The 23,145-nt window shown below is 60.0% G+C and carries 20 protein-coding genes; 4 read left to right on the top strand and 16 right to left on the bottom strand.

The window, feature by feature from the left end:
- Both ABJP42_RS00745 and ABJP42_RS00740 read left to right on the top strand, forming a co-directional pair.
- Window positions 1-408: DUF4444 domain-containing protein (locus tag ABJP42_RS00745; protein WP_348337962.1), on the top strand; the 408-nt coding region annotated here is incomplete at its 5' end.
- A complete protein-coding gene (locus ABJP42_RS00740; RefSeq protein ID WP_348337961.1) occupies window positions 405-887 on the top strand; it encodes a DUF6505 family protein in 483 nt (160 codons plus the stop codon). The genes ABJP42_RS00745 and ABJP42_RS00740, both read left to right, overlap by 4 nt.
- A gap of 381 nt (window positions 888-1,268) precedes the next feature.
- Here the strand turns inward: ABJP42_RS00740 and ABJP42_RS00735 are convergent, their stop codons facing one another.
- The 5 genes from ABJP42_RS00735 to phnC all read right to left on the bottom strand — a co-directional run bounded on the left by ABJP42_RS00735 (window position 1,269) and on the right by phnC (window position 6,111).
- Complete coding sequence (locus ABJP42_RS00735; protein WP_348337960.1) at window positions 1,269-1,883, bottom strand: LbetaH domain-containing protein; 615 nt, start codon at window positions 1,881-1,883, stop codon at window positions 1,269-1,271.
- 79 nt (window positions 1,884-1,962) lie between these two features.
- A complete protein-coding gene (phnE, locus tag ABJP42_RS00730) occupies window positions 1,963-3,342 on the bottom strand; it encodes a phosphonate ABC transporter, permease protein PhnE (protein WP_348337959.1) in 1,380 nt (459 codons plus the stop codon).
- Entirely contained in the window at window positions 3,339-4,208 is an 870-nt protein-coding gene (gene phnE / locus ABJP42_RS00725) for a phosphonate ABC transporter, permease protein PhnE (protein ID WP_348337958.1), read from the bottom strand. The genes phnE (ABJP42_RS00730) and phnE (ABJP42_RS00725) overlap by 4 nt, the downstream gene beginning before the upstream one ends.
- Window positions 4,209-4,323: 115 nt before the next feature.
- Window positions 4,324-5,226: a phosphonate ABC transporter substrate-binding protein gene (gene phnD, locus ABJP42_RS00720; RefSeq protein WP_348337957.1), complete on the bottom strand. Its 903-nt coding sequence runs from the start codon at window positions 5,224-5,226 to the stop codon at window positions 4,324-4,326.
- A 72-nt stretch (window positions 5,227-5,298) separates the two neighbouring features.
- Window positions 5,299-6,111 (bottom strand): phosphonate ABC transporter ATP-binding protein, encoded by an 813-nt coding sequence (phnC, locus tag ABJP42_RS00715; RefSeq protein ID WP_348337956.1) that lies wholly within the window; start codon window positions 6,109-6,111, stop codon window positions 5,299-5,301.
- A 185-nt stretch (window positions 6,112-6,296) separates the two neighbouring features.
- Between phnC and rpe the strand changes: the two genes are divergently transcribed.
- Together rpe and ABJP42_RS00705 are read left to right on the top strand one after the other, a co-directional pair.
- The gene (gene rpe / locus ABJP42_RS00710; RefSeq protein ID WP_348337955.1) at window positions 6,297-6,986 is read left to right on the top strand and encodes a ribulose-phosphate 3-epimerase; all 690 of its coding nucleotides are present in this window, start codon (window positions 6,297-6,299) and stop codon (window positions 6,984-6,986) included.
- A 355-nt stretch (window positions 6,987-7,341) separates the two neighbouring features.
- The gene (locus tag ABJP42_RS00705) at window positions 7,342-9,282 is read left to right on the top strand and encodes a methyl-accepting chemotaxis protein (RefSeq protein ID WP_348337954.1); all 1,941 of its coding nucleotides are present in this window, start codon (window positions 7,342-7,344) and stop codon (window positions 9,280-9,282) included.
- A 96-nt stretch (window positions 9,283-9,378) separates the two neighbouring features.
- On the opposite strand, the gene ABJP42_RS00700 is transcribed toward ABJP42_RS00705, so the two are convergent.
- The 11 genes from ABJP42_RS00700 to ABJP42_RS00650 all read right to left on the bottom strand — a co-directional run bounded on the left by ABJP42_RS00700 (window position 9,379) and on the right by ABJP42_RS00650 (window position 23,097).
- Window positions 9,379-10,872: a class I adenylate-forming enzyme family protein gene (locus tag ABJP42_RS00700; RefSeq protein ID WP_348337953.1), complete on the bottom strand. Its 1,494-nt coding sequence runs from the start codon at window positions 10,870-10,872 to the stop codon at window positions 9,379-9,381.
- Between the two features lie 55 nt (window positions 10,873-10,927).
- Window positions 10,928-11,710 (bottom strand): oxepin-CoA hydrolase, alternative type, encoded by a 783-nt coding sequence (locus ABJP42_RS00695; protein ID WP_348337952.1) that lies wholly within the window; start codon window positions 11,708-11,710, stop codon window positions 10,928-10,930.
- Entirely contained in the window at window positions 11,707-12,174 is a 468-nt protein-coding gene (locus ABJP42_RS00690) for a PaaI family thioesterase (RefSeq protein ID WP_490363171.1), read from the bottom strand. The genes ABJP42_RS00695 and ABJP42_RS00690 overlap by 4 nt, the downstream gene beginning before the upstream one ends.
- Window positions 12,155-13,297 (bottom strand): acyl-CoA dehydrogenase family protein, encoded by a 1,143-nt coding sequence (locus tag ABJP42_RS00685; protein ID WP_348337951.1) that lies wholly within the window; start codon window positions 13,295-13,297, stop codon window positions 12,155-12,157. Before ABJP42_RS00685 ends, ABJP42_RS00690 begins: the two co-directional genes overlap by 20 nt.
- Window positions 13,294-14,493, bottom strand: a complete 1,200-nt coding sequence (locus ABJP42_RS00680) for an acyl-CoA dehydrogenase family protein (RefSeq protein ID WP_348337950.1) — start codon at window positions 14,491-14,493, stop codon at window positions 13,294-13,296. Before ABJP42_RS00680 ends, ABJP42_RS00685 begins: the two co-directional genes overlap by 4 nt.
- A gap of 109 nt (window positions 14,494-14,602) precedes the next feature.
- Window positions 14,603-15,778, bottom strand: a complete 1,176-nt coding sequence (locus ABJP42_RS00675) for an acetyl-CoA C-acyltransferase (protein ID WP_348337949.1) — start codon at window positions 15,776-15,778, stop codon at window positions 14,603-14,605.
- Entirely contained in the window at window positions 15,778-17,874 is a 2,097-nt protein-coding gene (locus ABJP42_RS00670; RefSeq protein WP_348337948.1) for a 3-hydroxyacyl-CoA dehydrogenase NAD-binding domain-containing protein, read from the bottom strand. Before ABJP42_RS00670 ends, ABJP42_RS00675 begins: the two co-directional genes overlap by 1 nt.
- A gap of 372 nt (window positions 17,875-18,246) precedes the next feature.
- A complete protein-coding gene (locus ABJP42_RS00665; protein ID WP_348337947.1) occupies window positions 18,247-19,485 on the bottom strand; it encodes a Tm-1-like ATP-binding domain-containing protein in 1,239 nt (412 codons plus the stop codon).
- A 97-nt stretch (window positions 19,486-19,582) separates the two neighbouring features.
- Complete coding sequence (locus tag ABJP42_RS00660) at window positions 19,583-20,950, bottom strand: aldehyde dehydrogenase family protein (RefSeq protein WP_348337963.1); 1,368 nt, start codon at window positions 20,948-20,950, stop codon at window positions 19,583-19,585.
- The gene (locus tag ABJP42_RS00655) at window positions 20,932-22,551 is read right to left on the bottom strand and encodes a tripartite tricarboxylate transporter permease (protein WP_348337946.1); all 1,620 of its coding nucleotides are present in this window, start codon (window positions 22,549-22,551) and stop codon (window positions 20,932-20,934) included. Before ABJP42_RS00655 ends, ABJP42_RS00660 begins: the two co-directional genes overlap by 19 nt.
- Window positions 22,552-22,566: 15 nt before the next feature.
- A complete protein-coding gene (locus tag ABJP42_RS00650; RefSeq protein WP_348337945.1) occupies window positions 22,567-23,097 on the bottom strand; it encodes a tripartite tricarboxylate transporter TctB family protein in 531 nt (176 codons plus the stop codon).
- Between the last annotated feature and the right edge of the window lie 48 nt (window positions 23,098-23,145).

Raw genomic sequence — 23,145 nt, 5'->3', positions numbered from 1 at the left:
GCCCGCTGCGGGACCCTGCGCATCGCAGCCAGCACTCAGAACCCCGAAGCCATGCCCGACTGGTTGGTTCTTGGCCTGGAACTGCCGCTATGGCCCGCCAATGGGGACGGCGGCGAAACCCCTGATGAAACCGCTCTCTATGCCGAGGGCTGCGCCGATGTTGCCGCCCCAGCCCTGCTGGAGAGCTGGACCCGCCACGCGCTGCATTGGATTGCCCGCTGGGAAGACGACGGGTTGGAACCGCTGCATGCGGAATGGCGCGGTCTGGCCCATGGTATGGGCGAAGACGGTCAATGGCCCGGCGGCAAGGGCACGTTCCTTGGGGTCGACGAAGACTTTGGCATGCTGCTGCGCGATGCAGAAGGCACCCGGCTCATCCCCCTGAGCACCAGACTGGAGATCTCATGACTAATCTTGCCCGCGCCATCCATTTTGACGAAAGCGATCAAAACATCTTTGCCAACCCGGCCCGGACCAGTGAGTGGTGCATTTCGGGTGGTTTTGAGTTTTCCAACTGGGTAGAGGCGGATTTGACCGGTAAGCAACGCCAGGCCTTTGCCAATGGCTGGCTCGGGCTTGAAACCGGTGGCCGGGTGACATTTGTTGCTGTGACCCAGATCGAAGAGGGGGAGCTGGACAGGCTGACGGAGCTGTTGGCCCAGCATTTTGTCAGCTACTATGGCGCCCCGGATCTGGCATCCGCCCGCCCCGTTGCGATCGAAGAGCTGCGCCAGATGCAGGAAATCTGCGCCGAACACGCCCCCAATACCCTGCTGACAGTTGCGCGCGAGCTGAGCGAAGCAGGGGTGCGCGAAAGCTATCGCAGCATTGCCCCACAGGAAGCAGAACTGGACCAGTTTGCTCTGCACGTCACTCCAGAAAGCTAGCATCCTGAGGCGAAGGGGGGCTCCCGCCCGTCGGCAGATCCCTGTCGGGATCTCCTCCCGTTGGGCCCAGCGCCGCTACCGCGGCGCTGTATTTATCCGGCAGCGGCCGGTCAAGGGCCGCCTCAGCGGCCCTGCCGCCAGGCAGGGTTTACCCTTGAGGGGCCTCAACCTTGTAAAATCGAGTCGGCCCTTGCTGGGCAAACCTGCCCATCAAGGGCTTCTCAGCAATCTCGTCCTTTACGCCGCGCGGCGGCGCCGCGACCAACGCCGCCAAGGGCCAACTGGCGCAGCCAGTTTGTCCTGCGCGGGCGGGAGCGCTGCCTGTCTTGAAAACAATTGAGCGAAACTGGGGCGAAACGCAAAGAAGTCGGTTTGCTCTCCTCAGGCGTGTTTTTCCAAAAACGCCTCCGCCGTCAGGGCGCGAAAATCCGGCAGGCAGGCCCGCAAACGGTCATGGTCCCAATCCCACCAGGCCAGCTCCATCATCTGCTCTGCCACCAGGGCTGTATGACGCCGCCGGATCAGATGCGCCGTATTGCCGCCTACAATCGTGTAGGGCGCGACATCCTTTGTCACCACTGTGCCCGAGGCAACAACCGCCCCATGGCCAATGGTCACTTCCGGCTTGATCAGCGCCCCATGCCCAATCCAGGTGTCATGGCCAATATGCGCCCGACGGCTGGCTCGATGGGCAAACCAATCGGCATCATCACCCACATCGTCCCAGTATAGCGCCGAACGATAGTGAAAATGATGCAGCGAGGCTTTCTCCATCGGGTGATCCGTCGCCCCAATACGAGTGGCACTGGCAATGTTGGAAAATTTTCCAATCTGCGCATTGGCAATATCGCTGTTTCGGTCGCAATAAGAGTAATCGCCAAAATGGCTATTGGCGACGCGGCTGCCTGCGCCAATCTCCACGTAGGAGCCAAAACTACTGTCGCTGATTTGGCAATCAGGGTGAAAGAACGGGGTGTTTGGGGATAGTCGCGCCACGCGGGTCACACTCCATAGTCTGCCTCAGCCGTTCCCTTAAGAGCGACTGAGGGCTTGCGTCTTTAGCTTCAAAAAGGCCTCAAGGCAGCAAAAAGGCCTTGCCATCGGCGCGGGCTCTGCGCTTTGTCTTACCGCCCTCTCCTTTGATCAATCGGCGGCGCAGCCAGCCCGAGAGCCAATCCATCATCATCACCATCAGGATGATCAAGACGATGTAGTAGGCCACCTCTTCCCAGTCTTTCTGGGTGATGATCGCCTGGGTCAACAACAGACCAATGCCGCCGCCGGTAATGGCCCCAATGATGGTGGCCGAGCGGGTGTTGGATTCAAGGAAATACAGCAGCTGGCTCAACAACACCGGGGTGATCTGCGGGATCACGCCAAACCGGTAGCGCTGCGCCGGTTTGGCCCCAGTCGAAGCCACGCCTTCGATCTGTTTCTCATCGACGTTTTCCAGCGCTTCCGAGAATATTTTGCCAAAGGTGCCGGTATCTGTCACCAGAATGGCCAGGGCACCGGTCAGGGGACCAGGGCCAAAGGCCCGCGCCAGCACAACCGTCCAGATCAGACTGTCGACGCCGCGCACAAAATCAAACACCCGGCGCATGGCAAAACGAATTGGCGCCAGCGGGGTAAAGTTACGCGCTGCAAGAAAGGCCAGCGGCAGGGCAATGATGCCAGCCCCGATGGTGCCGAGGAAGGCCATCAGCAGGGTTTCGGCAATGGCCCAGGCCACATCCTGATGGCGCCACATCTTGTTGGTCCAGAAGTCATTCAGGATGGCGCCGACCTCGCCCGTGGCTGCCCGGCTCAACAGTTCGCCAAGGCCAAGCCCATGATAGGGGCTGTCGAGGGTGAAGAAGAACAGCTCCCACCCGGCAAAGTAGCGAAACACCTCGGCGCGATTGCGGGTAACGGTGAGCCGCCCGGCCTCGGTTTTGATCGCCAGACGGTTCTTTGAGACGCTGATCCACTCTGGCACATCTCCGGCGGGCAGTTCGGCCTGAACCCCTTTGCTGCGGCTTGGCGTGGCCCGGACCAGACCATAACCCGGAATATCATATTCGATGCTTTCAGGGCCAAAGCGCACCTGATGTCCATCGTCGAGGTCAATCACGGTATCAGCTTGGGCGGTCTCAGCCAGGGTGACCCATTCCGGGCTTTGCCCGTCTGGATAGGCCCCTTTGCGTTCCCCCTCGATTGCAACCGAAACCGAGCCGTCGCGATTGTTGCGCGTCACATGGGTTTTGTAGCTATAGGTATCGCTCACCAGAGTCTGGGCGTTCTTCAGACTGGCGCGCTCCCACAGCCCGGCCATGTCAAAGGCCACAAAGACATAGGCCATATAGGCCAGCACCAGCGCCGGCAGGGCAAAGTTGAACAGCTTCTTTTTCCAGAACAGACGATCCATGTCCTGTTTCAGAATTGCGGGGCTCAGGTCGGCCTCAAGAATAGTCATGCCTTGGCTCCATTGATCAGGCGATCACGCATGCCGCTGGAGATCTGATCGACCAGGGTGATGGTGAGAAACAGCAAAAGGAAGATGGCGGCGGCTTCGTCGTAGCGCCCCTGGCCCCAGGACATGGCGTTCTTCAACTCGTAGCCAATGCCGCCGGCACCAACAAAGCCAAGGATGGCCGAGGCACGAATATTGATTTCAAACCGCAAGAGCGCATAGCTCACATAGTTTGGTCCCACCTGCGGGATCACCCCGAGCCACATGCGCTGTCCCCAGCTCGCCCCGACGGATTCCAGCCCTTCAACCGGCTTCAAGGAAGCGTTTTCATTAACCTCAGAGAACAGCTTGCCCAGAGCCCCGGCGGTATGAATGGCAATGGCAATCATCGCCGGCACCGGCCCGCCGCCGAGCAGGAAGATCAGCACCAGGGCGATAACGATTTCAGGGATGGCCCGGCAAATATCCATGATGCGGCGAAACAGCGGGATAAGCCGCGGCCAGGGCGCCATGCCGCGGGTGGACAAGAGCGACAACAGCGTGCCAAAGACCAGTCCCACCAGGGTAGATGCCGCAGCAATGTTCAAGGTCTCGATCAAGGCCGGGAAGAAACTGATCAAATGGCCAGGCAGTTCAGAGAGTTTTTCGCTGGCCTCGGCCAACACCTCGGCTGGGTAGTCAAAGACATGGGTGATGCCATCGAAAAACGAGCCTGCGTTGCGGGCATCAGCGGTGCGAAATCCCGCCATCATCAGGGCGACAAACACCACCAAGATTATGCCACCATAAAGACGCTTGCGTCGGGTCATCTCGCCATACTGAGCGCGAATTTCCGCGGTCGTGAGGGGCGCTGCGGTCAGTTCTGCCATCATTGCCGTCCTGATTATTCGTCTGCGTCATCGCGGCCCCGCGGGCCTGTCGATCACTGGAAAACGGGGTCCGGGCTATGCTGCCCGAACCCCGAGTAAGATCCGCGTGGAAGTCTTAGTTGGACTTCAGCTGGCGGGCTTCGATGATCGCCTGGTAGGCGTCATGGCCGATTGGCATAACGCCTTTGGCCTCACCGGAAAGAACACCATAGGCGCACTCTGGGTCCATCGCAGGCAGCGAAGCCATCAGGGCGGTGAACTTAACTTTGACGTCTTCTGGCAGGTCTTTGCGCAGAACGATTGGGCCTTCGGGGATTGGCTTGGACTGCCAGATCTGAACCAGCTCGTTCATGTCAACCAGGCCGGCATCCACAGCGCGACGCAGGGCGCCAGAGTTGTAGCCGTCTTCCCAGTTGCCCAGACCGTCAGCCCAGGTCACGCCGCCGTCAAAGTCGCCGTTGTTGACGCCAACGATGGTCTGCTCGTGACCGCCGGAGAATTTAACTTCGCCGAAGTAGTCGCCGGAGGTCATGGTGGAGCCAGTGATTTCGGGGATCTCGATTGAGGGGATCAGGAAGCCGGATGTCGAGTTAGGGTCGCCAAAGCCAAAGACCTTGCCCTGCATGTCTTCGAGCGAAGTGATGCCGCTGTCGGCGCGAGCAAAGCCAACTGAGTAGTAGCCGTAGCCACCGTCAACGTTGACTTTGACCAGGATAGGCTCAACCGCTTCTGGGTCGGACAGGTAGGTTTTTGCGTAGCCGGAAGCACCCAGCCATGCCATGTCGAGGGTGCCGCCCAGCAGCCCCTGGATAACGCCGTTGTAATCGGCAGGGGCGAACAGCTTGGTTTCAACACCCAGCAGCTCTTCGGTTTTGGCCCGCAGGCATTCGTTGTTGTTCAGACGGTCCTGAGCGTTTTCGCCGCCCAACAGGCCGATGCGGAACTGAGTGATTTCTTCGGCCATGACGGGTGTTGTCAGGGCAGTCGAGGCCAGAGCGGCCAGCAGCAGTTTTTTCATCTTTTTTCTCCGGTTAAGTGTTTCCCGTCCCCCCATCGGGTGCGGGTGATGAAAGTGGGTTGTTCGGGTGGATCAGGCCTCGGCCATCTCGGCGCGAATGGTCTGTTCCAGTGTTTCGATCTCGGTCGAGGTCGCCGCTTCCGAGAAGCTGGCATCGGCACCGTAGATTTCGCGGGCAACGCCGGTGGTCAGCTGTTCGGGCAGCCCGTCAAAGACGATGCGGCCATCGCGCATGCCAACAACCCGGTCGCAGTAGCGACGCGCGGTATCCAGGGTGTGCAGGTTGGCAATAACCGTGCGGCCATCTTCTTCGTGAATGCGACGCAGCGCTTCCATTACGGTCTGGGCATTCATCGGATCCAACGAGGCAATGGGTTCGTCCGCCAAAATGATCTTTGGGTCCTGCATCAGGGCGCGGGCAATGGCGACCCGCTGTTGCTGACCACCTGACAGGGCCTCTGCCCGTTTGGCGGCATGTTCAGCAATGCCCAGGCGATCCAGAATGTCGATCGCTGTGTGGATGTCCTCCATCGGGAACAGGTTGAACATGGTGGCAAAGGTGGAGCGACGGTTGAGTGTGCCATGCAGCACGTTGGAGACCACATCCATGCGCGGCACCAGATTGAACTGCTGAAAGATCATCGCGCATTCGGACTGCCAGGCGCGTTTGTCACTGCCGCGCAGGCCGGTGATTTCACGGCCTTCAAACATAATGCGGCCTTCGCTGGCATCGCTCAGACGGTTGACCATCCGCAGCAGGGTCGATTTGCCGGCACCTGACCGTCCGATCACCCCGATCATACAGGGTTTGTCGATGTCCAATGTCGCGGCATCCACCGCAGTCTTGTCACCAAAGCGTTTAGTCAGTTTCTCGATACGCAGCACAGTTCGTCCCCTTCGTTTCGGGGACTGACTAAGGCTGGCAATCAAACGATTTGTGTCAAGCGAATGAAGCTTTTGTAAAGCTCCTCCGCTTTTGCGAAGCAAACTGCCCCTGTGCAGGCGCGCAGCAAGGGAGTATATGGCGGCTGAACACTTCTCCTCTGCTCTTCCAAACAGGAACCCTTCCGATGTCCTTTGACCGCAAGATCAAGATTGCCCCTTCTATCCTCTCCGCCGATTTTGCAAATTTTGGCCAGGAGATTCAGGCCATCGAAGCCCAGGGCGCCGACTGGGTGCATGTGGATGTGATGGATGGCCATTTTGTGCCCAACCTGACCTTTGGCCCGCAGGCTGTAAAAGCCTTCCGCCCGCATGTAAAAACCGTGATGGATGTGCATCTGATGATCTCGCCGGTGGATGCCTATATCGACGCCTACGCCGATGCCGGCGCCGATGTGCTCACCGCTCATATCGAGGCAGGCCCCCATATCCACCGCACCCTTCAGGCCATCCGTGCAGCAGGCATGAAGGCCGGTGTTGCCCTCAATCCCGGCACCCCAGCCGAGGCCGTGGCCCATCTTCTGGATCTTACGGATCTGATCTGCGTGATGACGGTAAACCCCGGTTTTGGCGGGCAGAAATTCATCGATATGACCGGTAAGGTCCGTCGACTGCGGCAGATGATTGGCGACCGCCCCATTCATATTGAGATCGACGGCGGCGTTGACCCAAAGACAGCACCGCTGGTGGTCGAAGCTGGTGCGGATGTGCTGGTGGCAGGCTCTGCAGTCTTCAAAGGTGGATCCGTGTCCAACCCCGAGGTCTATGGCGAAAACATCCGTGGTATTCGCGCCGCAGCCGAGGGCCGCTGGGTTTAACCTGGGCCCTCCTGTCAGCGCATCCGCTCTTTAGGGAGGTTCCAGCCTCTCAAGAGTGTCTCCATCTCAAACGATCAGAGCGGGCCTTTGGGTCCGCTTTTTTCTTTGGACCGCGTCTTCTTTGCCAGCGCTGTTGGAGCCCACAGCTTCCGGTCGCGGGTCTGGCCTTGGCGCAACACGAAAACAAGACGCATCCGCTATTTGGATGAAACCCGCTCAAATTTTCAGGTTCTTTAACCGAATCAATTCAGTTTTATCCTGTGTTTTTGGTTTTGCAGGATTCGATCCACCCAGATCGGTTTTGCGGTTGGTACGTTGCCTGATGGTATCGTCAAGTGAATAGAAAGTTCGTTTGGTGAATAGAAACTCTCTCCTGGTCAAATTGGCGCTGCCAATCCCGCTGTTCCTCTGCCTGGGCCTATTGGTTGCCGGGCTGACCCTGCCCAGTTCGATGCGCGACAATGCCATCTCTGCCGCTTCAGAAGGCGCCAGCCTGACCGCCGGGCGCGTCAAGGCCATCCGAAGCTACTACACCAAATATGTCATTGGCGACGTCAAAGCCTCCTCCGATCTTTCCCCAGGCATCGACCACCAGACAGATCCCAGCGTTATCCCCCTGCCCGCTACCCTAGTGCATGAGATCAGCGATATGCTCTCAGAGGAAGACGTCGCACTGTCGCTCTACAGCGCCTATCCGTTTGAAAACCGGGCTGAGCGTACACTGGACCCATTCATGCAAGAGGCCTGGGAGGCCCTGTCAAAGGATCCCGAGGCCCGTTTTGAACGCACCGAAGTCATCGGTGGCATCACCTTCCTGCGCGTTGCGGTGGGGGACCAGATGAGCTCAGAGGTTTGCGTTGCCTGTCACAACTCCCACGCGGGATCACCCAAGACCGATTGGCAATTGGGCGATCTGCGCGGTGTGATCGAAGTACGCCGCAATATTGATGGCATCCTCACCGATACCCAGGCCCTGTCGCGCAATATCCTGCTGGCCCTTGGTGTCGCCGCTGCCTTCTTGCTCACCCTTTGTGTGTCGGTTGCCCGCTCGGTCACCCGGCCAATTGACCGTATCTGCAACGATATTGCAGCGGTTTCCGGCGGCGATCTCGACACCGAAGTTCAGGCCGCCGGCCGCAAGGATGAGATCGGCAAAATCGGCAAAGCCCTGGTTGGGTTGCAAAAAGACCTGCGCCAGGCCCGCGAGGGAGAAGAACGCCGCGCCGCTCTACAGCAAGAGCAGCACGACGTGGTCCAACACCTGAGCTCTGGCCTGGTGCGGCTGTCAAAGGGGGATTTCTCGCAACCCATCGAGGCTGAGTTTTCTGGCTCCCATGAAAAGCTGCGACAGAACTTCAACCAGACCATCGACACCCTCTCTGGCACCGTTTCACAGGTGATCGAAGCCTCGGATTCCATCGGCAATGGCGCCGCCGAAATCAGTCAAGCCTCGGATGATCTGTCGCATCGGACCGAAAGCCAGGCCGCCACACTAGAACAGACCGCCGCGGCTCTGGACCAGCTCACCGCCTCCGTGAAGGCTGCCGCCGATGGCGCTCGCAGCGTCGAACACACCATGGATGAGGCAAAGGAAGAGGCCCGCAGCAGTGGTGAAGTCGTCGCCAATGCGGTCTCTGCGATGACCGCGATTTCGGAATCTTCCAGCCACATCGGCCAGATCATCACCGTGATCGACGATATTGCCTTCCAAACCAACCTGTTGGCGCTGAACGCCGGGGTCGAGGCCGCCCGTGCCGGGGAAGCCGGACGTGGCTTTGCCGTGGTCGCTTCTGAGGTTCGCGCCCTTGCAGGGCGTTCCTCCGAGGCGGCGATGGAGATCAAAGCGCTGATTGGCACCAGCGCGGAACAGGTCGGCCGTGGAGTCGATCTGGTGGGCAAAGCAGGCCAGGCGCTGAATTCGATTGTTGGTCGGGTGAACGAAATCTCTGAACTGGTGTCTGACATCACCGAAGGCGCGGTTGAACAATCCACTGGCCTCGCAGAGATCAACATCGGTGTCACACAGCTGGATCAGGTGACTCAGCAAAACGCCGCAATGGTCGAAGAATCTACCGCCGCAGGCCATCTGCTCAAGGCCGATGCGGTCAAGCTCACCGAAGTGGTTTCTGGCTTTCAGATCCAGGGCGGCAGCACCAAGGTAGGATCTGTTCAGGCCAATAGCCCCGCCCCAGAAACCGTGCCAACCCAGGATTATCTGGAGTGGGATGACGAAGATCTGCCAGAGCAGCTCAACCCCATCGCGGCGGATGGTGAAAGCAAATGGCAGGACTTTTGAGCCCCGCACTTCCCAACCCTGAACTGACCCAAACCCAGCCTCAGTACTCTCTCCCGATCACCAGCTTGAGGCGGCTGCCCTTTTCCCAGGGCAGCCCTAATTCAACTGCGCGGCAAACTGCTTCAATAATTTGTGCTTGAGGATTTTGCCTGTGGGGGCAGCGGGCAAGCCCTCGGTGAGGATAATCTGCGACGGACATTTATATCCGGCCAGTTGATCCCGCACAAAACTCATCAGCTCTGCCACCTCGGGCCTGTCAACTTCTGCCACCTGCACAAAGGCCAGCACCTCCTCGTCGCTGTTGGTACGCCGCCCTACCACGGCCGATTGAACCACCTGTGGATGGGCATTGAGCGCCGCCTCCACCTCGGGCGGGAAGACGTTGAAACCGCCGTGGATGATCAGTTCTTTTGAGCGGCCTTCGATATGCAGAAATCCCTGCGTGTCCAGCCGTCCCAGATCACCACTGCTGAGCCAGCCTTCGGCGTCCAGCACCCGCACGGTTTCTTCTGGGTTGCGGTAATAGCCCAGCATCACATTGGCCCCGCGGATCTGCACTTCGCCGATGCCATTGCCGCCACCGGTCACGCGCTCATCGATGCGCACCTCGACACCGGGCAGCGGTGGGCCGGCCGAAATATCAGGATCCCCGAGACGACTGTTCTTGGTGGCGCAGACGCCTGCGGTGGCTTCGGTCATGCCATAGCCGTTTTGCAGGGCCACGCCGTAAAACTCCTCGGCCCGGCGTTTCCAATCTGGGTCCAGTGGCGCCGCCCCGGACGACACATATTGCAACACCGGGCTGTTGAGCCGTTCCAGCCCCTGTTCCTTGGCAAATTGCATCACCAGGGCATGCATCTGCGGCACTGCCGCCAGCCGGGTCACCCCACGTCTGAGGGCCGCGTATAGCTTGGCAGCTGAGAAGCGCGCCTCCAGCCAGACTTCGGCCCCGGCATGCAGCGCTGCCGTCATCACCGAGGCCAGCCCAAAGACATGGGTCATTGGCAGCACACCGTAAATCACATCGCCCGGCTCCATATCGCGCAGTTCCGCCGAAGCCCGACCGCCAAACAAAAGGTTGCCATGAGTCAGCATCACCCCCTTGGGCGCGCCGGTGGTGCCGGTGGTATAGAGCAACACTGCCACTTCTTTTGGTGCATCGCCCGAGCTTGGGGAGGGCCGGGCCATATGCATCGCCCCAAACGAACCTGTGATGGGGATGGCAGCGAGACGGGTGGCATGGGCCTGTGCACCCCCTGCAAGTTGAGTGGAAATCAGCACCACAGCGGGGCGGGCGTGCTCCAGAATTCTGTCGACTTCGCTGGCGCTCATCCGGGCATTCACCGGTACGGCAACCGCGCCGCATTGCGAAGTGGCCATCAGGGCCGCCACAACGGCGCAGCAGTTTTCAGCCAGCACCATCACCCTGTCCCCCGGCACCACCCCCGCCTGCGCGATCAGTTGGGCCAGTTCCACTGAGGCAGCAGCCAGATCGCAATAGGTCCAACTGGTGCCCAAACTGTCAGAGAAGGCCGAGGCCTCGGGACGCGCAGCCAGCTGCGCCGCCAATAGATCATGCCATTGCTTCATCTCTGCATCTCCTTGACCTGCCTGTCGTCTTCCCCAGCGTCGTCATGGCGTCGTGTTAATCGCTCTCAAAAGAGGGGGCTCTTTTTTCCAAAAAAGCGGCGATGCCCTCGCCCGCCTCTGCCCCACCAGCCGCCTGCGCCATGGCGTTACGCTCCCGATCGAGCTGGTCTACCTCTCGCGTCTCATAGGCCTCGGCCATCATTTGGCGGATGACACGTTGGGCTTCGGGCGGGCCCTTGGCAAGACGATCTGCCAGCGCCTGCGCCGCAGTCAGCACTTTTTCCCCCGGCACCACCAGGTTCACCGCCCCCTGCGCTTCCATCCGTTCAGCGGTGACAGGCCGTGCCAACAGGCACATTTCCATCGCCAAAGGGCGCGGCAAGATGCGGGCCAGTGATGAGGTCAGCCCGCCATCCGGCACCAGCCCGGCTTTGACATAGGCAGCGGTGAATTTGGCACCTGTCTCTGCAACAATGAGATCTGCCGCCAAGGCCAGCGACAGGCCCGCACCTGCGGCGCCACCCTCGACGGCAGCAATCACCGGCACCGGGGCAGCGCGAAGCCCCCGGATCACCCCATGCAGCTCGTCGACTTTGCCGCGTCGCTGTTCTTCGCTCAGCTCGCGCCGTTCGATCAGAACGTTGAGATCACCACCCGCGCAGAAAAACCCGCCCTCAGAGGTCAGCAAAATAGCGCGAATGCGGGGTTCCTGTGCCAGTGCCACGGCGTCATTGATTGCTACGTACAGATCCGGCGACAAAGCCCCCCGGCGCGTGCCGTTCATGTTCACTACAACGGCGCGGTCGCCCTGATCTTCCAAACGCGCAAGAGCTGTCATTTTTTGATCCTTTTGAAAACGCCCGTGGCCGTGGCCAAAAGCCGCCCATCATCGTCGTGCAGCTCGCCAAAGACATGGGCAATGGAGGCCCCACCACCGGTGACACGCGCAGTGCCCGTTATCCGCCCGCCCCGCGCCGCTGCCACATAGGAGAGCGTCAGCGACACGGTGACCAATGCAGCATGGTTTTCCGGGTCAAAAAACTGCGAGGCCGTATTGCCGCAGACCACATCCAGAACCGTCGCCACCATGCCGCCGTGCAGAATGCCGTGACGGTTCAAATGTGGCGGTTCAAGATCCAAGGTCACCCGGCAAGACCCATCCCGCCGGTCGATGGTGGTTTTGTAACCCACCAGCTGCTGAACACCCGGATCTTCGATCTGAAAGGTCTGGGCGGGCTGCGAAGAGCCCGCCGCAAAGGTTTCAACCTCAGGCGATCCGCCTTCAGGCGGCACTTTGGTCAAGGAAACGCTCCAGCTGGGTATCGGTATCGCCAAAACGGTGATCCGCCATCACGATCCGTTTGGCGATATGGGCCAGCTCATATTCCTCGGTCATGGCGATGCCGCCATGCAGCTGGATGCTTTCTTCTGCCACCAGTCGGCCCGCGCGACCAATCAGGTTACGCGCGGCAGAGATATGCAAAGCCTGCTCCGTTGGTGACGCGTCCAGATGACCTGCAGCATTGATCACCGCCGAGCGTGCCTGCTCCAGCTCGATCAACAGGGTTGCCATCCGATGCTGCAACGCTTGGAAGCTGCCAATGGGTCGCCCAAACTGTTGCCGCGTCAGCAGGTATTCCCGCGTCAGTTCCGTTGCCGCCTCCATGGCCCCCAGGGTTTCAGCCGCCAGGGCAACCTCGGCCCGAGTGATGGCGCGTTTCAGCGCCGGATAGGCAGCCCCCGCTGCCCCTAGGCGATCAGCTTGCGTCAGGCGCAGTGTTTCGAGGTCAACCTCAGCCGCTCGACCACCGGCCAGCAGACCATAGCCACGCAGGGTCACACCTGCGCTGTCGCGCGGCACCAGGAACAGCGAAATGCCATCTTCATCGCCCGCCGCGCCGCTTTCGCGCGCCGAGATGATCAGAAAATCCGCGGCTTCCGCATTGACGGCCACGGCCTTGCGACCCGACAAAAGGATGCTATCGCCCTCAACCGTGGCGGTGGTTTCCACCTGCGTCAGGTCATAGCGGCTATTGGGTTCACCATGCGCCAGGGCCAGGTGCAGTTCGCCACCGATCACCTGCTCTACCAGCGCCTTTTGCGCATCGGAGCCCAGAGCAGCAATCAGCCCACCGCCCAGAATGGCTGTGTCTAGTAGCGGCTCTACTGCACCAGCACGACCCAGCTCTTCAAAAACGGTAGTGAGGTCAAAACCTTCCCCGGCAAAGCCGCCGTCCTCTTCGCTAAACAGCGCGCCGATCACGCCCAGTTCTGCCAGCTTGCCCCAGATCTCTGCGTCAAAGCCTAAGGTGTTGTCCGCATTTCCTAGCCGGGTGCTGGCCCGCAGCGCGTCCTGGTTGTCGCGCAGGAACCGGCGCAGGGAATCCTGCAGCATTTGGCGTTCTTCGGTCAGCTCAAAATTCATGCCCCACCTCCCAGTTTGACTTTGGCAATGATGTTCTTCTGGATCTCGTTGGAGCCGCCAAAGATCGACAGCTTGCGATAGTTGAAATACTGCGGCGCCGCGGCCGCTGCGCCTTCGGGGCCCATATCAGGCTCATTGCCGCCTTCCAGCGCCTCCGAGACAAAGGGCATGGCATAGGCTCCCGCAGCACGGCGGGCCAGATCGTTGATCTCCTGGCGAATTTCTGTGCCCTTCACCTTCAGCATCGAGCTCTCGACTCCCGGCGCCTGACCAGAGGCCGCACGCGAGATGATGCGCAGGTTGGTGGTGGACATGGCCATCAGGTCGATTTCAGCCCGCGCCACGCGGGCGGCAAAATGGCTGTTCTCGATCAAGGGACGGCCCCGGTGCATCTGGCTGCGGGCCATGCGTTTCACCGCTTCCAGGCCCGCCTGGCTAAAGCCAACCCCGGCGATATTGGTCCGCTCGTGGGTGAGCAGGTATTTGGCGTAGGTCCAGCCTTTGTTTTCCTCGCCCACCAGGTTTTCCACCGGCACTTTTACATCGGTGAACCAGACTTCGTTCACCTCATGGGTGCCATCTAACAGAATGATCGGGCGCACTTCGATGCCTGGCGTGTCCATGTCGATCAGCAGAAAGGAAATACCGGATTGCTGTTTGGCCTCCGGGTCGGTGCGCACCAGGCAAAAGATCCAGTTGGCGTATTGCCCAAGGGTGGTCCAGGTCTTTTGACCATTGACCACATAGTGATCCCCCTCCCGCACGGCGCGGGTCTTTAGGCTCGCCAGATCCGACCCGGCACCGGGCTCGGAATAGCCCTGGCACCACCAGTCTTCGCCGGACAGAATGCGGGGCAGATAGTGGTCCTGCTGTTGCTTAGAGCCGAATTTCTGCAGCACAGGTGCCAGCATCGACAGGCCAAAGGGCACAATGCGCGGAGCATTGGCGCGGCAGCATTCTTCTTCAAAGATATGGCGCTGCACTGCATTCCATTCGCAGCCGCCAAACTCCTTGGGCCAGTTTGGTGCCAGCCAGCCCTGTTCGTTCAGGATGGCATGCCACTGGTCATGCCCCTCCTTGCCCAGCTCGCGCCCGACACGAATGGCATCGGACATTTCCTTGGGCAGTTTCTGCGCCAGGAATTCGCGCACTTCGGCACGAAAGGCCTGTTCTTCAACAGAGTAATTCAGATCCATTTTGGTGCTTCCTCCCCGAAAGCCGCCCCCCGGCCTCACAGGCCGGGGCGCGCCCATGCGACCCTCGATGGGTCGTTTGGGCGCTCCCTCGTTTTATAATAATCTCAGCTTAGTAGATCTCGAACAGGCCTGCGGCCCCCATGCCGCCACCGATACACATGGTGACAACGCCGAGCTTGGCGCCACGGCGTTTGCCTTCGCGCAGGATATGGCCGGTCATCCGGGCGCCGGTCATGCCAAAGGGGTGACCAATGGCAATGGAGCCGCCGTTGACGTTGCACTTCTCATCATCAATGCCGAGCCGATCCCGGCTATAAAGCGCCTGGCTGGCAAAGGCTTCGTTCAACTCCCAGATGTCGATGTCATCCACGGTCAGGCCATGGCGTTGCAACAGGCGAGGCACCGCAAAGACCGGACCAATGCCCATCTCATCCGGCTCACAGCCCGCAACGCAGAAGCCTTTGAAGGCGCCCATGGCCTCGATGCCGCGCTGTTCGGCCTCTTTGCTGTCCATCAGCACCACCGCCGCGGCCCCGTCCGAGAGCTGGCTGGCATTGCCCGCAGTGATGAAATTGCCGTCACCGCGCACCGGCGCCAGACCGGACAGACCTTCGATTGTGGTCGTCGGGCGGTTGCATTCATCGCGGTCCACCACAGCCTCAACCTTGCTGATCTCGCCGGTTTCCTTGTCTTTCACCGCCATGGTGGTGGTCATCGGCACGATTTCGTCGTCAAAGATGCCATTGGCCTGGGCCGCGGCAATGCGCTGCTGGCTCCGCAGCCCATAGGCATCCTGATCCTCGCGGCTGATACCATAGCGATCCGCGACAATATCAGCGGTTTCGATCATGGTCATATAAATCGCCGGCTTGTTTGCCAGAATCCAAGGATCCGCCGCCGGGCGCATCTTGGATTGCACCATCGAGATGCTCTCAACACCGCCGGCCACCATGGGGCCAGAGCCACCTTCGGTGATCGACTGCGCTGCCAGGGCGATGCTCTGCAGCCCCGACGAACAAAAGCGGTTTACGGTCATGCCGGATGCTGTGACCGGCAAACCGGCGCGAATGGCGATCTGACGTCCGATGTTGCCACCGGTTTCACCCTCGGGCAGACCGCAACCGATGATGCAATCTTCGATCTCATCGCCGGTGAGGCCAGCGCGGGCCACTGCGGCTTCGACCGCATGCCCCCCCATCGAGGCGCCATGGGTCATGTTGAAAGAACCCCGGAAGGATTTGGCCAGCCCGGTGCGGGCGGCAGAGACAATAACGGCCTGTTTCATCAGCTGTTTTCCTTGTTGAGATCATCAAATGTGCGGCCCTCGGCCGCCAGTTTCTCGAGCAGTGGTGCGGGCTGCCAGAAGTAGTCGTCTTCCTCTGCACCGGATTTGATGGTGGCCAAAACCTTGTCCAAACCTTCGATATCCGCCCATTTCAGCGGCCCGCCGCGATAGCGCGGGAAGCCATAGCCAAAGAGCAGCGTCATATCGACATCCAAGGGACGGCGGGCAATGCCTTCGCCCACCACCTTGGCGGCCTCATTCACCATCGCCGCCATATAGCGGGTGATAATTTCCTCATCGGTGAAGTCACGCGGGATGATGCCCTTTTCAGCCCGTTCAGCCGCGATCAGATCAGTGACTTCCGGATTTGGCGTGCCGCCGCGTTTGCCCGCCTCATAGACATAGTAGCCCTTGCCTGTTTTCTGGCCAAAGTTCCCTGCCTCGCACATCTTGTCGACATAAGAACTGTCGCGTTCGCGCGGATCCATGCCCTCGGCCCTTTTGCGTTTGCGCATGGCCCAGCCAATATCCAACCCCGCCAGATCGGCAACCGCAAAGGGCCCCATGGCAAAGCCAAAATCGGTCAATGCCTTGTCGATCTGATAGGGCGAAGCCCCATCGAGGATCATATGATCCGCCGCCTTGCGATAGGTCGACAGAATGCGGTTGCCAATAAAGCCATCACAAACGCCAGCCCGGACCGAAGTTTTTTTCAACCGCTGTCCCAGGGCAAAGCCGGTCGCCACCACATCCAGCGCGGTCTTGTCGGCGACGACAATTTCCAGCAGTTTCATCACATGGGCGGGTGAGAAGAAATGTAGGCCAATGACATCCTCGGGCCGCGAGGTGCAGGCAGCAATCTCATTCACATCCAGATAGGAGGTATTGGAGGCCAGAATAGCGCCCTTCTTGCAGACCTCGTCCAGCTTGCCAAAGACCACTTTCTTGACACTCATCTCCTCAAAGACAGCCTCGATCACCAGATCCACATCGCTGAGCGCCGCGTAATCCGTGGAGAGGGTCAGGATCTCTTCGGTGAGCTGGGTGAACTGCGCCTCGGTGATTTTGCCCCGCTTCAAAGCGCCTTGCAGATTGCCTGCAATCCGGCCCTTTGCAGCTTCGGCGGCCTCATCGCTCATTTCCAGCATCACCACCGGCAGGCCAGACAGCAGCGCCGCCGTGGCAATGCCCGCCCCCATGGTGCCACCACCGATCACGCCAATCGACGCCAGCGCACGCGGAGCTACACCTTTGAGTTCAGGCAGCTTGCTTACAGCCCGCTCCGAGAAAAAGGCATGGATCAGCCCTTTTCGCTGATCCGAGTTCATCAACTCCATGAAGAGTTCGCGCTCGCGCTTCAGACCCTCTTCCAGGCTCGGGGCTTCAGCTGCCGCTTGAACTGCACGCACACAGGTCGCCGCGGACAGCTGTCCGCGTCCCTTTTTCAAAGTCGCGGCATAGACCGCATCGAAATCAATGGCTTGAGGCGCGGGCATTTCCCCCACGGCACGACGAGACGCGCCTTGATCCAAAAGTTCCTGCGCATAGGCGAGGCCAATCTCGCGCGGTTCACCCTCAGCGACCTTATCAATGATACCCGCTTCCAGCGCCTCTTTGGCCCCAACCTGGCGCCCAGAGGTGATCATCTCCAGTGCCTTTTCGGTCCCTGCCACACGCGGCAGGCGCTGGGTGCCGCCAGCCCCAGGCAATATACCGAGGTGCACTTCGGGAAGGCCGATCTTGGCGCTTGGAACCGCGATGCGGTAATGCGACGACAGCGCCACCTCCAAACCACCGCCCAGGGCCGTACCGTGCAGGGCCGAGACAACAATCAGCGGCGAGGCCTCAATGCGGTTACACAGATCGGGCAAAAAGATGCCCTTTGGCGCCTGGCCGAATTCCTTGATGTCGGCCCCAGCAAAATAGGTGCGGCCATCACCGTAGATCAGCACCGCCTTGGCACCCTCTTTTTCGGCGCGCTCGACCCCGGCCAAAAGACCTTCGCGAATATCAAAACCCAGCGCATTCACTGGCGGGTTCTGCGCCTTCAGAACGGCGATATCTCCAACACGTTCATAAGCGATGGCATCTGTCATTTGAATTCCCTCTTTCCCGTCTGGCCCACCCCCGAGTCTGCACCCGGCGCTGCCATTCTCCCATGTCAATTTCAGCATAGGCCCCGCTGCAGCGCCAAGCCCCTGCCGACTGCGCAGCGCCAAAACCTCGCGTCACAGCTCCGGCCTGGATCAGAACCACTTGGCAGCGGCACATGTCAGACCAAAAATTCCATCATGCGGAACGTGGTTCCACTGAATTGGGGGCACCCTAGGCAAGAGCCCCCCGGTGATCAAGCAATAAACGCGCACGACCCTGAGTCATTGCTGCATTGCAGAGAGACCGGGCGCCAAAACACAAAAGGGCATCTGCAGGTGCAAATGCCCTCAAGCCGAAGCTCCTCTCTCTCAGAATTAGAGCGTCTTGCGGATCACGCCACCGGCCACCCAGCCATCAAAGATCTCCAGCACCTTGGTGCAGAAATCCGCGTCATTGATATGGCAGTCCAGCTCGCTCAAGGCGACATTTGACGGAGAGGCGCTGCGTATCTCATCGCAAAAGGCCGCCAGCCCCTCGGCATCATGCAAATCACCACCAGGACGGTCCCATTCATTGCATCCCTGCCCTGGCAACAGGAACGCAACTGGCGCCTGCGCCTCGGCCAGTTTACTGCACAGGCCACGCGCCACCACGCGGCGTTCCTCTGGCTCCAGAACGGCGGAGGACAGCAATCGGTTGTGGGCATGGGTTGGACGGCCCTCCAGCTGCTTTGGCACCCCCTGCCAGCCGACAAAATCCACCAAATCATAACAACCCGGCGCCACCAGCTGCGGCGTCTTGCTGCGCCCGGCATTGGTCATCCGGTCCGCACCAGCGGACAACCCACCAAACAAATGGTTCGACACTTCCTGAGGAGCAAAATCCAGCACCGCCGCAAAGGCGCCCTCTCCCGCCAGGCTCTCAAAGGCGCGCCCGCCCATGCCGGTGGCATGAAACACCGCGACCTCAAAACCGCGCTCCTCCAAGGCCGGTTTCAGCGTCACCATATAACGCAGGACCGTTTTGCCAAAAGAGGTCATGCCAATCAAAGGCCGCTCCCGGCGAGGTGCCTCAACAGCGCGGGCCGCGCCCAAAACCGCCCCGGCAGCCTGGCTGAGCGAGGCCTTGCAGATCGAGTTTAAACCATAAAGCCCACCGGCCCAAAGGATCATCTGCACATCCGCCGGGATGCGTTCCGGCGGCATCAGCGGTGAAAAGGCCACGGTGGAGACCACATATTTTGGCACCCCAACCGGCAGCGCCGCGCACAGATCCAGCGCCAGATCGGTGCCCATGGAGCCACCCAGCACAATCACCCCATCAATACGCCCCGCGCGGTACAGCTCTAGCGCCTGGGCAGCGGCCCCGGCCCCCATGATCTGCATCGCAGTGTTTTCATCGCCAGAGGCAATCGCCGCCTCGATCGAAGATCCACCGGCCTCGGCCACCTGATGTTTGCTCACATCCGTCGGTCGGCTTGGCTCTCCCAACACGCTCACATCCATCGACAAAACCCGGCCACCCTGTCCGTGGATAACTTCTGCCAGATAGTGTAGCTCGTCGTCCTTGGTATCATAGGTCCCCGCGACCAATATTGCCTTTGCCACAGTCATAGCCTTCTCCCCCAGCGGTGGCCTATTGCACTCCCGCCATCATCTTTCCCAAAATATTCCCGCCGGAGGCCACAGGTTTTGCCCTGCAAAACCTGTTTCACAACTGAATCCAGGCGGTTTTGAGATCCACATATTTGTCCAAGGCATGCAGGGATTTGTCATGGCCATTGCCGGATTGCCCAACCCCGCCCAAGGGAACCGTATTGTCCGCCCCGCCATAGGTGTTCACATGCACCACCCCAGCACGAATGCCCGCCACCATGCGATGCGCCCGCGACAGATCCGCAGTCCAAACCCCGGCCGCCAGGCCAAAATCAGTGGCATTCGCCAGGCTCAAGGCCTCAGCCTCCGTATCAAACTTGGTCACAGACAGGACCGGCCCAAAGACCTCGCGCTGGAACAGGGCGTGATCCCGCGCCACATGGGTCACAATCGTCGGCGCCATGTAGCTGCCGCCAGTCTCTTCCAGAATTCGCGCCCCACCGGTCACGACCTGGCCACCCTCGGCGCGGGCCATATCCATGAACGACAGATTGCGCCGCAGCTGATCCTCGGAGTTCACCGCGCCAATCTGGCTGTTCAGATCCAAGGGATCCCCCACCCGCAGCGCCTCGGCCTCGGCCTTCAGCAAGGCCACAAATTCATCATGCACCGAGGCTTCGACCAATAGCCGCGAGCCCGCGACACAGACTTGACCGGAGTTGCGGAAAATCCCCATGGCCGAGACCTTGGCTGCCTTGGCCAAATCTGGTGCGTCGGCAAAAACGATATTGGGAGATTTCCCCCCCAGTTCCAGATAGCAGCGCTTCAGATTGGAGCGCGCCGAGGCCTCAAGGAGTTTGCGGCCGGTTGCACCGGATCCCGTAAAGGTGAGCACATCCACCCCCATGGAATTGGCCAGCGCCGCACCGGCTTCGGCGCCCGATCCCGTCACCACATTGAACACCCCGTCCGGCAAACCGCATTCGACGCAGATCTCGGCCAGCCGCAGAAGTGTCAGCGAGGCGGTTTCCGCAGGTTTGAGCACCACGGAATTGCCCATGGCCAGCGCTGGCGCCAGTTTCCAGGCTCCGATCATCAGGGGGAAATTCCACGGCACGATGGCGCCGACAACGCCAACCGGTGCCCGGTGCACCAATCCCAGGACATCCCCCTGAGTTGGCGCCACTTCACCTGCGACCTTGTCCAAGGCTTCGGCGTAATAGCGGAAAGTTCCGGCGGCTGAGCCTGGCTCTGCCTTCAACGCCATGTTGAACTCAGTCCCATTGTCGCGCACGCCCATAACCGCCAGCTCTACCGCCTCGGCTTCGATACGCTCGGCAATGCGGTAGAGCACCTTTTTACGTGCGGCGGGGGACTGCCCCGCCCAGCGGCGATCGTCAAAGGCCCGCCGCGCCGAAGCGACAGCGCCTTCGACATCTGTTGCTGAGGCCCCTTCAAGCGTGGTCAGAACAGCCCCCTCAATCGGCGAAGTAACTTCGAGTGGCGTCCCCGAACCTCTTTGCCACGATCCTTCAAGAAAGAGTTTTTGCGGCGCGACATCAGCTTTCCGAAGCTGGTTGATGCGGTCTTGTTCTGCCATTCGGCCTCCTTCAGCTCTTTGCGATCGCGCCAGACGCGCAGGATATGACTCGCAAGAACCAAGATGATGATAGTGAAAAGAATGAACGATATCGGTCGGTCGATGAAATCCAACGGCTCTTTGACACGTGCCATGCCAGACCGCAGCTTGACCTCCATGATGCCGCCCAGAACCATGCCAAGGATGATCGGCACCGCCGGCAGGGACAGGCGTTTGAGCACAAAACCAAAGAGCCCAAAGCCAGCCGCCATCAGGCAATCCGTGGCGGAATTGCGCAGCGAATAGACGCCAACAAAGCTGAGCGTCAGGATACAGACGCCGAGGAAGCGGTTGGGGATCTTCACCACCTGCACCAGCGCCCGGGTGGCAAAAAGCAAGAACCCCAGCACCAATACATTGAGGATCAGCAGCGCCAGATAGAGCGCAACGACAAAATCCATGTCGTTTTGAAACAGCCCCGGTCCCGGCACAACGTTGTGCACATAAAACACGCTGAGCATCATCGCGGTTAGCGCCTCTCCGGGAATGCCCAGCGCCAAAAGCGGCACCATCGCAGCAGCAGGCACCGCGTTATTGGCGGTCTCAGCAGCAATCAGCCCCTCGGAAGAGCCCTTGCCAAAATCCTGCGGTCGTTTGGAAGATTTCTGGGCATAGGTATATGACATGAACTGAGCAGTGAATTCCCCCACGCCCGGGATCATCCCCATCAAAACGCCAAAACTGGCCGATACGGCGGTGACACGCGGATGACGGGCCAGTTCGCGCAGCCCCTGAAACATGCCGCCACGCAGTTTGGTTACATGGACCTTTTCATCCTCATCCATCAGCAGCACAAAGGCCTGACTAAGGGCAAAGAGCCCCAGGACAACCACGATGAGGTTGACCCCACCGCCAAGGAAATCCTGTTCAAAAGTGTAGCGCTGGGTGTATTTCACCGGCTCCATGCCGATGGTGTTGAGAAAAATCCCCAGACAGGCCAGCGCCCCCGCAATCAAAGCCTGACCACGATGGGCCACCACCACCAGGATCAGCCCCAGGAGCGCCGCCAAAAAGATCTCGCGGCTGCCAAACATCGGCGCCACCTTGGCCAGCACCGGGGCAAACAGGATCAGGCAGACAACGGAAAACACCCCGCCAAAAAAGCTGGCGGAATAGGCAAGGCTGAGGGCTCGCCGCGGCTCGCCGCGCGCGGTCATTGGATAGCCATCATAGGTGGTCAGCGCGTTGACTGCTGTGCCGGGTGTGTTGATCAGGATCGCGGGAATGGCGCCGCCATACATAGAAGATCCGTAAATGCCCAACAGAACGGTAAGCCCAACGATGGGATCCATCGAGAAAGTCGCAGGAAGAAGGATCGCGATTGCCACTGCCGGGCCGACGCCAGGGATAGCGCCGATCAGCACGCCACCAACCGAGCCTGCAAGCAGCGCCAGAGCCACATCCCAGCGCATCAGGATTTCAACTGCAGAGAGGATAAGATCCATCAAAAACCCCGAGGCCTAGAAGTAGAGAATGAAGAAGTTGCGCAGGGATCCCGGCAGATATTCATAGAGCAGGGCTCCGGGAATGCGCACCGCCAGAACACCTTTGAACAGCACCACAACCGTGAGGGCGAAACAGAGGCAGATGCCCATCATGAGCCGGCTGCGATAGCCCATACGCCGCGCCAGCAGCGGCACAAAGACCAGGGTCACGGGCAGATAGCCAAGGATCGGCACCAGAAACACATAGCCCATGAACCAAAGCGCATATTCCGCGCTACGGCCCCATTGACGTGCTTCCCAAAGATCATAGCGCGAGGCGCGCCGCCAGGGCAGTTTGTAGAAATGAAGCCCGCCAAGCAGCACCATACCGCCAAGGCTGACCGCAGGCCAAAACCGCGGCTGTGCAAAGAGCTTGGTCTTTTTCACCCAAGCGGTCTGTTCGCCAATCAGCGCCAAAAGCAGCACCGAGAGGGTCAGAAAGACCAGGGCAAAAATCAGCTGTCCGCGCCGGGGGCCTACAAAGCGGCGTTCTCTTTCGGTGGTCATAGGGGATCTTTTTCGCGCAAATCAGGAACCGGGGTCAAGGCTGGCCCC

Origin of the sequence: Pseudophaeobacter sp. (assembly GCF_039971195.1) — a bacterium.
Classification (GTDB): domain Bacteria; phylum Pseudomonadota; class Alphaproteobacteria; order Rhodobacterales; family Rhodobacteraceae; genus Pseudophaeobacter.
This window is presented reverse-complemented; position numbering and strand designations above follow the sequence as displayed.

What these genes read in the sequence shown, in the direction of transcription:
- ABJP42_RS00665 (WP_348337947.1), bottom strand. Translation starts at nt 19,485, where the DNA reads ATGACTGTGGCAAAGGCAATATTGGTCGCGGGGACCTATGATACCAAG.
- ABJP42_RS00650 (WP_348337945.1), bottom strand. Translation starts at nt 23,097, where the DNA reads ATGACCACCGAAAGAGAACGCCGCTTTGTAGGCCCCCGGCGCGGACAG.
- ABJP42_RS00695 (WP_348337952.1), bottom strand. Translation starts at nt 11,710, where the DNA reads ATGACAGCTCTTGCGCGTTTGGAAGATCAGGGCGACCGCGCCGTTGTA.
- phnD (WP_348337957.1), bottom strand. Translation starts at nt 5,226, where the DNA reads ATGAAAAAACTGCTGCTGGCCGCTCTGGCCTCGACTGCCCTGACAACA.
- ABJP42_RS00670 (WP_348337948.1), bottom strand. Translation starts at nt 17,874, where the DNA reads ATGACAGATGCCATCGCTTATGAACGTGTTGGAGATATCGCCGTTCTG.
- ABJP42_RS00740 (WP_348337961.1), top strand. Translation starts at nt 405, where the DNA reads ATGACTAATCTTGCCCGCGCCATCCATTTTGACGAAAGCGATCAAAAC.
- ABJP42_RS00655 (WP_348337946.1), bottom strand. Translation starts at nt 22,551, where the DNA reads ATGGATCTTATCCTCTCTGCAGTTGAAATCCTGATGCGCTGGGATGTG.
- ABJP42_RS00680 (WP_348337950.1), bottom strand. Translation starts at nt 14,493, where the DNA reads ATGGATCTGAATTACTCTGTTGAAGAACAGGCCTTTCGTGCCGAAGTG.
- ABJP42_RS00675 (WP_348337949.1), bottom strand. Translation starts at nt 15,778, where the DNA reads ATGAAACAGGCCGTTATTGTCTCTGCCGCCCGCACCGGGCTGGCCAAA.
- phnE (WP_348337959.1), bottom strand. Translation starts at nt 3,342, where the DNA reads ATGACTATTCTTGAGGCCGACCTGAGCCCCGCAATTCTGAAACAGGAC.
- phnE (WP_348337958.1), bottom strand. Translation starts at nt 4,208, where the DNA reads ATGGCAGAACTGACCGCAGCGCCCCTCACGACCGCGGAAATTCGCGCT.
- ABJP42_RS00685 (WP_348337951.1), bottom strand. Translation starts at nt 13,297, where the DNA reads ATGAATTTTGAGCTGACCGAAGAACGCCAAATGCTGCAGGATTCCCTG.
- rpe (WP_348337955.1), top strand. Translation starts at nt 6,297, where the DNA reads ATGTCCTTTGACCGCAAGATCAAGATTGCCCCTTCTATCCTCTCCGCC.
- ABJP42_RS00700 (WP_348337953.1), bottom strand. Translation starts at nt 10,872, where the DNA reads ATGAAGCAATGGCATGATCTATTGGCGGCGCAGCTGGCTGCGCGTCCC.